The following is a 12,791-nucleotide window of genomic DNA, read 5'->3' as shown; positions in this document are numbered from 1 at the left end:
CTGGGATGTCAACCCAGAACCCGCGCGCAAACTGGAGGTCGAGGCTTCAGCCGGACGATGCCGGAAAACCCTAGGGGGTCCCGGACCGCCCCAGCGGCGTGCCCTCAATGAAACGCTGCGTGTCCTGTCGCAGACGCAACGCATCCAATGCCTGCACGTTGCGCATCTCCTGTCCGAAGGTCTGGATATCAGCTGGAGACAGTGGCGACGACCGCTCCAAGTCCCGGCGGCGCGACTGCTCCAGCAGATCGAGGTCACGCTGCTGCCCCTGCAGGGTCTGGCGCAACTGCGTCGACTCCTGCCACTCGCGCAGTTGCAGCCGCTGCGACTCCTGCGGCGTCATGGGTTCGGCCTGGCGACGCGCCTCCCGCTGATCCCGCTCCAGTTGCAGCCAACCCTGGGCGGCCTGTTGCTGCCCGTCGGCCCGGGGTACCCCTGGCAGGACCAGACCGACGACGACTGCGCCCAGCAGGCAGCCGGCGCACATCACATGGTGTTTCACAGCTGCGCAAGGTCCTCGACCGGCGGCTCGCACTGGGTCCCGCGGCAGCGGTAGGCGCGCGGGCCGGTGCCCGGCTTCATGCCCGCCAGCACGCCGGGCAGGTGGGTTTCGCTGTCGGGGATGGCCAGCACCAGTCGCCGCGGCTGGTAGCCCTGTTGCGCGGCGGCCCGCCAGTCGTCCAGCAGGTCCGCGTCGGCGCGGATGATGACTGTCTCGGGCGGGTCCAGGCACTCGTCCAGCGCAAACAGCAAGCTCGCATGGGCCGAGGGGAGACGGCGGATGGAGTCGGCCGCGAGCTTGAGCGTCCCGGCCGCCGCGTCCAGGTAGCGGGGTTCGCCTACCAGGTGCCCCAGGCGTTGCAGTGCCCAGGCGGCGATGCCGTTGCCGGACGCCATGGACTCGTCACCCAAGGGCTTGGGCCGCTGGATCAGTGGTTCGTGGTCGCGGCCGGTGAACCAGAAGCCGCCCGCGTCCGGGTCGTGGAACTGATCGAGCAGGACCTCCGCCAGTTCCACCGCCCACTTCAGATCGGCCGCCGACCACCGGGTCTGGAGCAGTTCCAACAGCGCATCCAGCAGATAGGCATAGTCGTCCAGGTAGGCAGTGAACTGCGCACGCTCACCCCGGCAGGCGGCAAGCAAGCGGCCGTCCCGCCATAGGGTCCGGTGGATGAATTCGCGGGCCGCCTGCGCCGACTCCAGATAATCCGGGCGTCCCAGGACCCGGGCGGCGCGGGCCATGCCCTTGATGGCGAGCGCATTCCAGGCGGTCAGGACCTTGTCGTCCAGGGCCGGGCGCACCCGACCCTCGCGCTCCGCCGCCAGCGTGGCGCGGGCGGTGGCGAGCAGTGCCTCGACCTGCGCCAGCGGCAACCCCTGATGCTCGGCCACCGCGGCCGGGGTGCGGTAGCCGTGCAGGTGCCACCGGCCCTCGAAATTCGCCGGCCGGTCGAGTCCGTAGACGGCCGCAAAGGGGCCGTACTCCTTTGGCGTCAACAGCGCGCGCACATGCTCCCGGTCCCAAACATAGAAGCGGCCCTCGTGACCCTCGCTGTCGGCGTCCAGGCTCGCATAGTAGCCGCCCGCCGGTGACTGCATCTCGCGCACCAGCCAATCCGCGGTCGCCACGGACGCGTCCCGGAACAATGGCTCACCGGTGGCAGCCCAGGCGTCGCAGCACAGCGCCAGCAGGGGGCCGTTGTCGTAGAGCATCTTTTCGAAGTGCGGGATCATCCACAGTTCGTCCACCGCGTAACGGCAGAAGCCGCCGCCGAGTTGGTCGTTGATGCCACCACGGATCATCTGCGCCAGGGTGAAGGTGGCCATCCGCAGTGCCAGCTCGTCCTGCTGTCCGGCGGCCGCCCAGCGGCGCAGCAGGAACTCCAGATTGGTGGCATGAGGAAACTTCGGCGCCCCGCCAAACCCGCCCTGCTCACCATCGAAGTGCTCCGCGAGCAGTCCCGCCGCGGAGTCCATCACCGCGGCCTGCGGGACCTGCGCGGAACCTGCCGGCGCCAGCCCCGACAGGGTCGCCATCAGGTCCACCCCGTGGGCCCGGATCGCCTCACGCTGCTCGCGATAGGCCGACTCCACGCCGAGCAGCAGTTGGCTGAAACCGGGCAGACCATGGCGGGGCGCTCGCGGGAAGTAGGTCCCGGCAAAGAAGGGGCACAGTGCGTCCGGCGTCAGAAAGACAGTCAGCGGCCAACCGCCGGGGCGCCCGGTGATGAGCTGGTGGGCGACCTGATAGACGCGGTCCAGGTCCGGCCGCTCCTCCCGGTCCACCTTGATGTTCACGAAGAGCCGATTCATCAGATCCGCGGTAGCCGGGTCCTCGAAAGACTCGTGCGCCATCACGTGGCACCAATGGCAGGCCGAGTAACCGATGGAAAGCAGGATGGGCCGGTCCTGGGCGCACGCCAGGGCCAGGGCCTCCGCGCACCACGGCCACCAGTCCACCAGATTGGCGGCATGCTGTTGAAGATAGGGGCTGGCGGTCTCGGCGAGCCGGTTGGTGGGGCCGGGTGGATGGGCGCTGGTCATCGGCGGGGTCCGCGACGGATGGGTGGATACCGCGACAGTGGGGCCAGTGAGGACCGCTTTCCACGTCGGCGGGGAGCGGCCGTGACGGCCCTCCGGGGCAACGCGCGCGCCGCTTTTGCACATACGGACAGTGGTGCACCAAAAACAAGGATGGACCGGGCGGCGTTAGCGCGTTAGTCTCTACCCGGCCGGTGCCGCGCGCGTGACGTCTGTCGACCCGTCCCCCGGCTCAACCCAATCCATTTTGACGGCCCTCGACAAGGAGGGGACATGTCCCTGCTGCAAACCCGGCCCGCCCTGCCCAGCGACGACAAGCGCTGGAAGCTCGTCAACGCAACGATGCGCCGTACCGGCTACGCCGACCATTCGCTGATCGAGGCCCTGCACAGTGTGCAAGAGTCCTTTGGGTTCCTGGACGAGACGGCCATGCGGTTCGTCGCCGGCTCACTGGACCTGCCCCTGTCGAAAGTGTACGGGGTCGCGACCTTCTATCACCTGTTCCAGCTCAAGCCCAAGGGCCGCCACGCCTGCGTGGTCTGCACCGGCACCGCCTGTTACATCAAAGGCGCCGGCGCACTCTTGGGTGCGATCGAGGAGCGCTACGGCGTGAAGCCGGGCGAGACCACGGAGGATGACGAGCTGTCGGTCCTCACCGCGCGCTGTGTCGGCGCCTGCGGTCTGGCCTCGGCCGCGGTCGTGGACGGCCAACTCATGGGCAAGCTGACCCCGGAGAAACTGATGGAACGCCTTGAGCTGGAGACCGCCAAGTGAATATTGATGATATCGACGAGTTGGCCCAGAAACACCGCGACAAGTTCGCCGGCATCGACACCGAGATCCGCGTCTGCATGGCCACGAGCTGTCAATCCTCCGGCGCCCCGCCGGTGTTGGAGGCCCTGACCGAGGCCCACAAGGCGCACGGCCCCGGCACCTGTCGGGTCAAGTCAGTCGGCTGTATGGGCCTGTGCTCGGCCGGACCCATGGTGGCCGTCGCCCAAACGGACGCGCCGCCGAGCGAGGAGGTCCTTTATCGCGAGGTAACGCCGCACGACGCTGCGGACCTCGTGGCGAGCGTGGGCGGGGAGCCGGTCGCGCGGATCCGCTTCCCAACCGACGCGCCCTTCTTCACCCGGCAGCAACGCATCGTGCGCGAGCACACCGGCATCATCGACCCGGAAAGCTTCACCGGCTATGTGGCCGTCGGCGGCTACCGCTCGATGGTCCAGGCACTGACCGAGATGACCCCGGGCGCGGTGGTGGCCGAGGTCACCACCAGCGGTCTGCGCGGGCGCGGCGGCGGCGGTTACCCAACGGGGCTCAAGTGGTCGACCATCGCCAAGATGCCGACCGGGCAGAAATATGTCGTCTGCAACGCCGACGAGGGCGACCCGGGCGCTTTCATGGACCGCGCCATCCTGGAGTCTGACCCCCACCGGGTGCTCGAGGGCATGGCCATCGCGGCCTACGCCATCGGCGCGAACAAGGGGTACGTGTATCTGCGCGCCGAATATCCGCTCGCGGTGGACCGCGTCACGACCGCCATCCGCAAGGCCAAGCGCGCGGGCTTCCTGGGCAATCACATCTGTGAGACCCAATTCAATTTCGATGTGGAGATCCGGCTCGGTGCCGGGGCCTTCGTCTGCGGTGAGGAGACCGCGCTGATGGCCTCGATCGAGGGCAATCGTGGCCAGCCCCGACCGCGCCCACCCGTCCCGGCCGAGTCGGGGCTGTGGGGCTGCCCGACGCTCATCAACAACGTGGAGACCTTCGCCAACATCACCCCCATCATTCGCGAGGGCGGTGACTGGTATGCGGGCATCGGCACCGAGCGCTCCAAGGGCACCAAGGTCTTCGCGCTCGCTGGCGCCATCAACAACATCGGGCTGATCGAGGTGCCGATGGGCATCACGCTACGCGAGATCATCGAGGAGATCGGCGGCGGCATCCCCAACGGCAAGGCCTTCAAAGCGGTGCAGACCGGCGGTCCCTCCGGCGGTTGTATCCCGGCGGAACACCTGGACATCCCGGTGGACTACGATAGTTTGAAGACGCTCGGCACCATCATGGGCTCCGGCGGCATGATCGTGATGGACGAGACCTCCGACATGGTCGATGTGGCGCGCTATTTCATGGAGTTCTGTATGACCGAGTCCTGCGGCAAGTGCGTCCCCTGCCGGGCCGGCACCCAGCAGATGCACGCGCTCTTGGACCTCATCGCCAAGGGTCAGGGCACCCACAAGGACCTGGCGCTCCTGGAGGAACTGTGCGAGGTGGTGCAGGCCACCAGCCTGTGTGGGCTGGGTCAGACGGCGCCGAATCCGGTCTTGAGTACGCTGCGATTTTTCCGCAACGAGTATGAGGAAAAACTGAAGGCCGAGTGATGTCAAGCCTGCAACACGATCGTGATTTCTACGCCTGGGCGACCGATAGCGCCGCGTGTCTGCGTGCGGGTCGCTGGGCGGAGGTGGATGTCGATCAAATCGCCGAGGAATTGGAAGACATGGGCAAACAGCAGAAGCATGCCCTGGCCGGCCACCTCAAGATCCTGATACTGCATCTGCTCAAATGGCGCTATCAGCCGGGCCTGCGCGGTGTGAGTTGGCGGCGGTGGATCAACAATGCCCGCGACGAGATCGCAGAATTGTTGGAGGACAGCCCAAGCCTTGCAACCAAGCTGCCGGAGATTGCGACGCGCCGTTACCCGGCGGCGCGCAGTCGTGCGAGCCTGGAGACTGGGTTGACGTTAGAAACCTTTCCGGCGCAGTGCCCGTTCACCGTGGATCAGTTGCTTGACCCGGATCACCTGCCGGACTGAAATCGGAAGTCAGGCAACTGATATTATGGGACAAGACATGAATCGCACTGCTAATAGGGGCACCGGTACACCCCCGATGCCCCAAGCTTCCGCCTGATCACAGATCCATACCCCAGGCCCGCCGGGAGGCGGGCCTGGTTGACCAAGACACCCGACGCAACCGGAGCCCCCATGCCCCCACCCGCAACAGCACCCAGTGTCCGCGTCGTCACGCTGACCATCGACGGGAAAGACTTCTCCGCCCGCGCGGATGAGACCATCATTGAGGTCTGCCGGGAGAACAAGATCCCGATCCCGAGCCTGTGCTACCTGGACGGCCTGAGCGTCTGGGCCGGTTGTCGCCTGTGCCTGGTGGAGATGGCCGGCCAGTCCCGGCTCTACGCCGCCTGCTCCACCATGGTGGCCGAAGGCATGCAGGTCTCCACCGATACGCCGCGCCTGCGCCGCTATCGCCGCACCATCGTGGAGTTGCTCTTTGCGGAGCGCAGCCACGTCTGCTCGGTCTGCGTCTCCAACAGCCATTGTGAATTGCAGGCCATGGCGCAGAAGTGCGGGGTGGATCATGTGAGCGTCCCCTACCGGCAGGCGCGCAATCAGGTCGACAGCTCACACGAGATGTTCCGCCTCGACCACAACCGCTGCATCCTGTGCACCCGTTGCGTGCGGGTCTGCGACGAGATCGAGGGCGCCCATACCTGGGACGTGATGGGGCGCGGCAGCGACTGCCAGGTCATCACCGACTTGGCCCGCCCCTGGGGCGAGAGCGACACCTGCACCGGCTGCGGCAAGTGCGTGCAGGTCTGCCCCACCGGGGCCCTGGTGAAACAGGGCACGTCCGCGGGAGAGATGGTGAAAGACAAACACTTCCTGCCCATCCTCGCCCGCCGCAGGCACGCCCAAGGAGCGACACATCAATGACCGACAACCCAGTCAGCGCGACCCCAGTCAGCGATAAGAAGATCACGGTAGCCACCGCCTGGCTGGACGGCTGCTCCGGCTGCCACATGTCATTCCTGGACATGGACGAACGCCTGGTGGACCTGGCCCAGAAGCTGGACATCGTCTATAGCCCACTGGTGGACACCAAGGTGTTACCGGACCAGGTCGACGTGGGCATCCTGGAAGGATCCATCAGTAACGAAGCCGACCTGCATCACGCACAGGAATTCCGCAAACACTGCAAGCTACTGATCAGCCTGGGTGACTGCGCCGTCACCGGCAATGTCCCGGCGATGCGCAACCCGTTCAAGCTGGAGGCCGTGCTGAATCGGGCCTTCCGGGAGACCGTCGATCTCCAGCCCCAGATCCCGACGGTCGGCCTGCCGGCCCTGTTCCGCCAGGTACGCCCCATCCACGGGTGCGTAGAGGTCGACGTCTTCGTCCCCGGCTGCCCGCCCCACGCCGACGCCATTTTCTATGTGCTGAGTGAATTGCTCGAGGGGCGCACGCCGGACCCGAATAAGGTGACCCGCTTCGGGGCCTGATCGACGAGCGGCCGCGTGTCCCTCCTGACCCTTAGCGTCCATTTTTTGATCCCTGGTGATTTGCACATGACCGACCAGACCGCCCAAACCGACTCCGGTGTCATCGTCGCCCTGCTGGAGCGGATGCGCACCCAGCGCCTGCCCCGCCTGTTGGACCTCAAGGCCAAGGTGGACGCGGGTGGCGCACTGGACAGCTTCGACATCGACTTCCTCAATGAGGTCTTCACCAGCGCCAGAGAACTCAAGCCGCTGTGGGATCGCCACCCGGAATACAACCAAATCGCCACCCAGTTGATCTCGCTCTATCATGAAATCACCGAGCGTGCCCTGGCCAATGAGACCGGGACCACTCCGACCTGATCCGCTTGAACGCGCGCCGTGCCACACCGGCCGGACCGTTCCACTGACTTTATTCTAAGGGGACTGCACCCATGAGCCGCACCGTCACCATCGAACCGGTTACCCGCATCGAGGGGCATGCCCGTATCACCCTGCAACTCGGCGACCAGGGCGAGGTGCAGGACGCCCGCTTCCACCTCACCCAGTTTCGCGGCTTCGAGAAGTTTTGCGAGGGCCGCCCCTATCGCGAGATGCCGGCATTGACGGCCCGCACCTGCGGCATCTGCCCGGTGAGCCATGTGCTGGCCTCCAACAAGGCGTGCGACCATCTGCTCTCGGTCACGATCCCGCCGACCGCCGAGAAGCTGCGGCGTATCATCAACCTGGCCCAGATCACCCAGTCGCACGCGCTGTCCTTCTTCCATCTGTCCTCCCCGGACCTGCTCCTGGGATGGGACTCGGACCCGGCCACCCGCAACATCTTCGGCGTGATGCGCCAGGACCCGGCACTCGCCCGTGATGGGATCAGGCTGCGGCAGATCGGCCAGACCATCATCGAGACCCTGGGCGGCAAGAAGATCCACCCGACCTGGGTGGTACCGGGCGGTGTCGCCGAGGCCCTGACGCCCGAGAAGCGCGAGGCGATGCTCAAGATGCTCCCCGAGGGGCTGGAGATCGCCAAGCGCACCTACGCCTTCTTCAAGACCTTGGTCCCCAAGTTCAAGGACGAGGCGAGCCATTTCGGCACCCAGGACACCCTGTTCCTTAGCCTGGTCTCCCCCGAGGGCAACCTGGAGCACTACGACGGCTTCCTGCGCGTCAAGGACGCCCGCGGCCACCTCCTCGAGGACATGGTCCCCACCTGGGAATACGAGCGGTTGGTGGGTGAGGCGGTGGAGGACTTCAGCTATATGAAGTTCCCCTACTACAAGCCCATGGGTTATCCACAAGGCGTCTATCGCGTCGGCCCCCTGGCCCGGCTCAACAACGCCAACAGCTGCGGCACCCCCTACGCCGACGTAGCGCTCGCCGAATTCCACATGCTCCAGGAGTCCGGCCCCATCGCCAGCAGCTTCCACTACCACTATGCGCGGTTGGTGGAGATCATCTATGCGCTCGAGATGATGGAGCGCCTGCTCAAAGACCCCGAGATCCTGGACACCCGGGTCCGCGCCCGCGCCCGCAGCAATCGCGATGAGGGCATCGGCGTCTCCGAGGCGCCACGCGGCACCCTGATGCACCACTACAAGATCGACGACGACGGGCTCGTCACCTGGGTGAACCTCATCATCGCGACCGGCCACAACAATCTAGCCATGAATATGGCCATCCGCGAGGTCGCCGATGCCTATGTCGACGGTAACAACCTGCAGGAAGGCATGTTGAACCGGGTCGAGGCGGTGATCCGCTGCTACGACCCCTGCCTGTCGTGCGCCTCCCACGCCTTCGGTGAGATGCCGCTCGTGATCGAGCTCAAGGACAGCGCGGGCCTGGTGGTGGATCGGCTGAGCCGGGGTTAGGGCGCGTCGAGCGAACGCCGATGAGGCCATCCAGGCGCGCCAACCGGGCGCGCCTGGGCTGTCCAACCCGTTGGGCGCCTCGATGGCGGTTCCGGCTACAGCATTGAAGTGACTAATGGCTACCCGCACTTAACATTACCTCTATCAATCGTTATAATAGGCACCTGACGTGCCGGTGGCACGGTTGACAACCATGACCAGGGCCACAATGCTTAGTCCCTGTATGTCTGACATAAACACTAGGACATACCCCGCCGCGGATGGCGAACGCGCTGCGCAACGCTGGTCGCAAACCGCGGCTAGACCAGCGCGACTGCCCCGCAACGACGCCTAACAGATAAACTATCCGGAATTCAAAGAGAAGGACATGACCAGACAAGACACTGAAACCGCCGCTCTCGCCGGCGACGGGCAGGCATGGGGCCAAGGCAATACGGCCGAGACGTCCTGGGCTGGATTTACCCCCGGCCCCTGGCAGCACGAGATCGACGTGCGCGACTTCATCACGCGTAATGTCACGCCCTACACGGGTGACCACAGCTTTCTCGCCGGGGCCTCCAAGGCGACCAAGGCGCTGTGGGACCATGTTCTGGACCTGCGGCGGCAAGAATACGAGAAGGGCGGCGTGCTCGACGCCGACACCAGTGTGCCGTCCGACCTGATGTCCCATGACGCGGGCTACATCGACCCTGCAATCGAGATCATCGTCGGCCTGCAGACCGAAAAGCCACTCAAGCGGGCGATCATGCCCACCGGCGGGGTCAAGATGGTGGTCGACGGGCTTAAGGCCTATGGCTACAAGATCGATCCCTCGATCCAAGAGGTCTTCGGGCGCTATCGCAAATCGCACAACCAGGGCGTCTTCGACGGCTATACCTCGGAAATGCGCGCGGTACGCAAGTCCGGCATCATCACCGGCCTGCCCGACGCCTATGGCCGCGGCCGGATCATCGGTGACTATCGCCGCGTCGCCCTGTACGGCGTGGACTACCTGATTGCCGAACGGGTGGCGCAAAAGGATGTGACCGACCAGGCGCGCATGATCGACGAGGTCATTCGCGAGCGCGAAGAGTTGAGCGACCAGATCCGGGCACTGAAGGATCTGAAGGGCATGGCGGCCAAATACGGCTATGATATCTCGGGACCGGCCCGTACCGCCCAAGAAGCCGTCCAGTGGCTCTACTTCGGCTATCTGGGCGCGATCAAGGAACAGAACGGCGCGGCCATGTCCTTGGGGCGCACCTCGACCTTCCTCGACATCTATTTCGAGCGGGATCTCAAGGCGCACCGACTGACCGAGGCGCAGGCCCAGGAACTGTTCGACCAATTCGTCATCAAGCTGCGGCTCGTGAAGTTCCTGCGCACCCCGGACTATGATGCACTGTTCTCGGGCGACCCGACCTGGGTGACAGAGTCGATCGGGGGCATGAGCGCCGATGGCCGCACCCTGGTGACCAAGTCATCCTTCCGCTTCCTGCATACGCTCGATACCCTGGGTGCCGCGCCGGAGCCGAACCTGACCGTCCTGTGGTCCCATGCCCTGCCGCAGGGTTTCAAGGACTTCTGCGCACTCACCTCCATCCGCACCTCGTCCATCCAGTATGAGAACGACGACCTCATGCGCGGCTTCTGGGGTGACGACTATGGCATTGCCTGCTGTGTATCACCGATGCGCATCGGCAAGCAGATGCAGTTCTTCGGCGCCCGCGCCAACATCGCCAAGTGCATGCTCTATGCCCTGAACGGTGGCCGCGACGAGTTGAGCGGCGAGCAGATCGGGCCGGCCCTGGAGCCGATCTCCTCCAATGTGCTGGATTACGAGGAGGTGATCTCCCACTTCCTGCCGATGATGGACTGGCTGGCCCGCACCTATGTGGGCGCGCTCAACGTCATCCATTACATGCATGACAAATATTCCTACGAGCGGCTCGAAATGGCGCTGCACGACAAGGATGTACTGCGCACCCTCGCCTGCGGCATGGCCGGCCTGTCGGTGGTCGCCGACTCATTGGCTGCCATCAAATATGCCAAGGTCACGGCGGTGCGTGACGAGAATGGCCTGGCCCAGGACTTCATCATCGAGGGTGATCCGCCGCGCTTCGGCAACAACGACGAGCGGGTGGACGCGATCGCCCGCTGGTTGACCGAGGCCTTCATGGAGAAGCTCAAGAAGATCCCAGCCTACCGCAACGCGATGCACACCCAGTCGATCCTGACCATCACCTCCAACGTGGTGTATGGCAAGAAGACCGGGGCGACGCCGGACGGGCGCAAGAAGGGCGAGCCCTTTGCCCCGGGTGCCAATCCGATGAGCGGGCGCGACCTGAAGGGCGCACTGGCCTCCATGTCATCCGTGGCCAAGCTCGATTACCGCCAGGCCCAGGACGGCATCTCCTATACCTTCTCGATCGTCCCGGGCGCACTCGGGCGCACCGAGCATGACCGGGTGGCCAATCTGACCGGGCTGCTGGATACCTATTTCGGCCTGAACCCGCACAGCAACGGGGCCCAGCATATCAATGTCAACGTGCTGGAGCGCGAGGCACTGCTGGATGCGATGGAGCACCCGGAGAACTATCCACAGCTCACCATCCGCGTATCGGGCTATGCCGTCAACTTTGTCAGGCTGACGCGGGAACAGCAGCTGGACGTCGTCAACCGGACCTTCCATGGCTGTTGTGCCTGAAGCAGGCTCTGTGGACGGATACGTCCATGCGGTGGAATCCGCCGGGACCCTCGATGGTCCCGGCGTCCGCTTCGTCGTATTCCTGAGCGGCTGTTGGCTGACCTGCCTGTATTGTCACAACCCCGACTGCCAGAACATCAACAACGGCCGGCAGGTGGCGAGCACCGAACTGCTCAAGGAGATTGCCGATTACAAACCCTATCTCCAGCATACCCACGGTGGTGTGACCATCAGCGGCGGCGAACCGCTGGTGCAGCCCGCCTTCACCGAGGCACTGCTGCGGGGCTGCAAGAAGATGGGGCTACACACCGCGCTGGATACCAGCGGTTTCCCCGGCTGGCGCGCGCCTGACTCATTGCTTGATGTCACGGATCTCGTCCTGCTCGATATCAAGGCCGGCCTGCCGGAACTGTATGAGCGCATCACCGGCAAGGCGCTGGAGCCGACGCTGGAGTTCGCGCAACGATTGCGGGCGCGGGACATGCCGATCTGGGTGCGCTTTGTGCTCGTGCCGGGCCTGACCGATGGCGAGGACAACATCCATGCCGTGGCGCAGATCGCGGCGGACCTGCCGAACGTCGAGCGTGTGGAGGTCCTGCCGTTCCACAACATGGGCATCCATAAATGGGCCGAACAGGGCATGACCTATACCCTGAGCGACACGCCAACCCCCACGCACGAACAGACGGCCCATGCCGTTGCCATCTTTCGCGAGCATGGGATTGCGACCGTCTATGGCGGCTCCGAAGGGACCACGGCACCGCTGTGAGCCAGAGAACATGAACCCCAAGACCCTGATCATCGGCTATGGCAGCCCCATCCGCGGCGACGACGCGATCGGCCCGCTGGCGGCCGACGCCTTGGAGGCCGGCCCCCTGCCCGCAGGGGTTACCGTCATCGCCCGCCACATACTCACTGCGGAACTCACGGAGGACATCGCCGCCGCCGACCGGGTGATCTTTCTCGACGCCACCGTGGAGGGCGAACCGGGTGAGGTGCGGGTCCGCCGCCTGGAGCCTGACGCCACCGCGCTCTCCAGCATGGCCCACTTCCTGGACCCGCGGGAGCTCCTCGCCTGGTGTCAGACCCTCTACCAGCGCGAACCCGCCGCCTATCTTGTCTCTGCCACCGGTCAGTCATTCGACTACGCCAACTATGCCCTGAGCCCCACCGCCACCGCCGCCCTGGAGCCGATGCTGGCCCGGGTGCGCGCGCTGATCGCCGAGCCGCTACCCGCCCGGTAGGGCCCGCTGCGCGGACCAGCGCCCTCGCCCCGCGACAATGCCAAATTTGAGGATACGGCGGACCACGGCAGGTAGCCGGCCATCGTCATCCGGCGCGGGGTTTCGTTGAGCCGCAATCACAAGGACCGAGCGCGCAGCACCCGTGGGAGCGGCTTTAGC

General features: G+C 65.3%; 12 protein-coding genes. 10 read left to right on the top strand and 2 right to left on the bottom strand.

The features are described from left to right. Window positions 1–70: 70 nt before the first annotated feature. The gene (locus tag QZY44_RS24660) at window positions 71–502 is read right to left on the bottom strand and encodes a hypothetical protein (RefSeq protein WP_295454385.1); all 432 of its coding nucleotides are present in this window, start codon (window positions 500–502) and stop codon (window positions 71–73) included. Further along, a complete protein-coding gene (locus QZY44_RS24655) occupies window positions 499–2,544 on the bottom strand; it encodes a thioredoxin domain-containing protein (RefSeq protein ID WP_295454383.1) in 2,046 nt (681 codons plus the stop codon). Before QZY44_RS24655 ends, QZY44_RS24660 begins: the two co-directional genes overlap by 4 nt. 270 nt (window positions 2,545–2,814) lie before the next feature. Here QZY44_RS24655 and hoxE point away from each other — a divergent pair, with 270 nt between their 5' ends. The 10 genes from hoxE to QZY44_RS24605 all read left to right on the top strand — a co-directional run bounded on the left by hoxE (window position 2,815) and on the right by QZY44_RS24605 (window position 12,632). Continuing rightward, on the top strand, window positions 2,815–3,315 hold the full coding sequence (gene hoxE, locus QZY44_RS24650) for a bidirectional hydrogenase complex protein HoxE (protein WP_295454381.1): 501 nt from the start codon (window positions 2,815–2,817) through the stop codon (window positions 3,313–3,315). Next, complete coding sequence (gene nuoF / locus QZY44_RS24645) at window positions 3,312–4,925, top strand: NADH-quinone oxidoreductase subunit NuoF (RefSeq protein WP_295454379.1); 1,614 nt, start codon at window positions 3,312–3,314, stop codon at window positions 4,923–4,925. Before hoxE ends, nuoF begins: the two co-directional genes overlap by 4 nt. Continuing rightward, entirely contained in the window at window positions 4,925–5,359 is a 435-nt protein-coding gene (locus QZY44_RS24640) for a DUF29 domain-containing protein (RefSeq protein ID WP_295454377.1), read from the top strand. Before nuoF ends, QZY44_RS24640 begins: the two co-directional genes overlap by 1 nt. A gap of 171 nt (window positions 5,360–5,530) precedes the next feature. Next, window positions 5,531–6,277 carry a bidirectional hydrogenase complex protein HoxU gene (gene hoxU, locus QZY44_RS24635; RefSeq protein ID WP_295454374.1) on the top strand — a complete coding sequence of 249 codons (747 nt, stop codon included), beginning with the start codon at window positions 5,531–5,533 and terminating at the stop codon, window positions 6,275–6,277. Next, entirely contained in the window at window positions 6,274–6,843 is a 570-nt protein-coding gene (locus QZY44_RS24630; protein ID WP_295454370.1) for an NADP oxidoreductase, read from the top strand. The genes hoxU and QZY44_RS24630 overlap by 4 nt, the downstream gene beginning before the upstream one ends. A gap of 66 nt (window positions 6,844–6,909) precedes the next feature. After that, window positions 6,910–7,203 (top strand): hypothetical protein, encoded by a 294-nt coding sequence (locus QZY44_RS24625; RefSeq protein WP_295454368.1) that lies wholly within the window; start codon window positions 6,910–6,912, stop codon window positions 7,201–7,203. Between the two features lie 71 nt (window positions 7,204–7,274). Beyond that, window positions 7,275–8,702 carry a Ni/Fe hydrogenase subunit alpha gene (locus tag QZY44_RS24620; protein WP_295454365.1) on the top strand — a complete coding sequence of 476 codons (1,428 nt, stop codon included), beginning with the start codon at window positions 7,275–7,277 and terminating at the stop codon, window positions 8,700–8,702. 367 nt (window positions 8,703–9,069) lie between these two features. Continuing rightward, a complete protein-coding gene (gene pflB, locus QZY44_RS24615) occupies window positions 9,070–11,388 on the top strand; it encodes a formate C-acetyltransferase (protein WP_295454363.1) in 2,319 nt (772 codons plus the stop codon). Between the two features lie 10 nt (window positions 11,389–11,398). Further along, window positions 11,399–12,157 carry a pyruvate formate-lyase-activating protein gene (gene pflA / locus QZY44_RS24610; protein ID WP_295454361.1) on the top strand — a complete coding sequence of 253 codons (759 nt, stop codon included), beginning with the start codon at window positions 11,399–11,401 and terminating at the stop codon, window positions 12,155–12,157. A gap of 10 nt (window positions 12,158–12,167) precedes the next feature. Then, the gene (locus tag QZY44_RS24605; protein WP_295454357.1) at window positions 12,168–12,632 is read left to right on the top strand and encodes a hydrogenase maturation protease; all 465 of its coding nucleotides are present in this window, start codon (window positions 12,168–12,170) and stop codon (window positions 12,630–12,632) included. The last annotated feature ends 159 nt before the right edge of the window (window positions 12,633–12,791 follow it).

The organism is uncultured Thiodictyon sp., from assembly GCA_903837595.1.
GTDB lineage: Bacteria > Pseudomonadota > Gammaproteobacteria > Chromatiales > Chromatiaceae > Thiodictyon.
The sequence above is the reverse complement of the archived record's forward strand: the minus strand, read 5'-3'. Positions and strand labels throughout refer to the sequence as shown.

Excerpts from the sequence above, each read along its gene's own strand:
- QZY44_RS24630 (WP_295454370.1), top strand. The coding sequence starts at position 6,274 with ATGACCGACAACCCAGTCAGCGCGACCCCAGTCAGCGATAAGAAGATC.
- QZY44_RS24620 (WP_295454365.1), top strand. The coding sequence starts at position 7,275 with ATGAGCCGCACCGTCACCATCGAACCGGTTACCCGCATCGAGGGGCAT.
- QZY44_RS24640 (WP_295454377.1), top strand. The coding sequence starts at position 4,925 with ATGTCAAGCCTGCAACACGATCGTGATTTCTACGCCTGGGCGACCGAT.
- QZY44_RS24625 (WP_295454368.1), top strand. The coding sequence starts at position 6,910 with ATGACCGACCAGACCGCCCAAACCGACTCCGGTGTCATCGTCGCCCTG.
- QZY44_RS24655 (WP_295454383.1), bottom strand. The coding sequence starts at position 2,544 with ATGACCAGCGCCCATCCACCCGGCCCCACCAACCGGCTCGCCGAGACC.
- hoxU (WP_295454374.1), top strand. The coding sequence starts at position 5,531 with ATGCCCCCACCCGCAACAGCACCCAGTGTCCGCGTCGTCACGCTGACC.
- pflB (WP_295454363.1), top strand. The coding sequence starts at position 9,070 with ATGACCAGACAAGACACTGAAACCGCCGCTCTCGCCGGCGACGGGCAG.
- QZY44_RS24605 (WP_295454357.1), top strand. The coding sequence starts at position 12,168 with ATGAACCCCAAGACCCTGATCATCGGCTATGGCAGCCCCATCCGCGGC.
- hoxE (WP_295454381.1), top strand. The coding sequence starts at position 2,815 with ATGTCCCTGCTGCAAACCCGGCCCGCCCTGCCCAGCGACGACAAGCGC.